A 332-nucleotide genomic window follows, 5' to 3' on the forward strand; every position below is an offset into this window, starting at 1 on the left:
ATGCGTTGAGCTAACCGGTACTAATGAACCGTGAGGCTTAACCTTACAACGCCGAAGATGTTTTGGCGGATGAGAGACGATTTTCAGCACTGATTCAGAGTTGAGTACGCAATAATTTGCGCAGCAGCAAGGCGGCAAGCGAAGGAAAGGAAGGAGCATACAGAAGTATGTGACTGAGTTTACGAGCGCAGGCAACGCCGCTGATGCGATAAAGAATTGCGTACAGAGCACAAAGAATTTGCCTGGCGGCACTAGCGCGGTGGTCCCACCTGACCCCATGCCGAACTCAGAAGTGAAACGCCGTAGCGCCGATGGTAGTGTGGGGTCTCCCC

Annotated in this window: 1 rRNA gene; it reads left to right on the forward strand. The window is 52.7% G+C overall.

Annotation, left to right across the window (positions count from 1 at the left end):
- Positions 1-241: 241 nt before the first annotated feature.
- A 5S ribosomal RNA gene (gene rrf, locus ACLJR2_RS23760) occupies positions 242-332 on the forward strand; the annotation flags it as partial.

Origin of the sequence: Salmonella sp. SAL03688 (assembly GCF_046551895.1) — a bacterium.
GTDB lineage: Bacteria > Pseudomonadota > Gammaproteobacteria > Enterobacterales > Enterobacteriaceae > Salmonella > Salmonella enterica.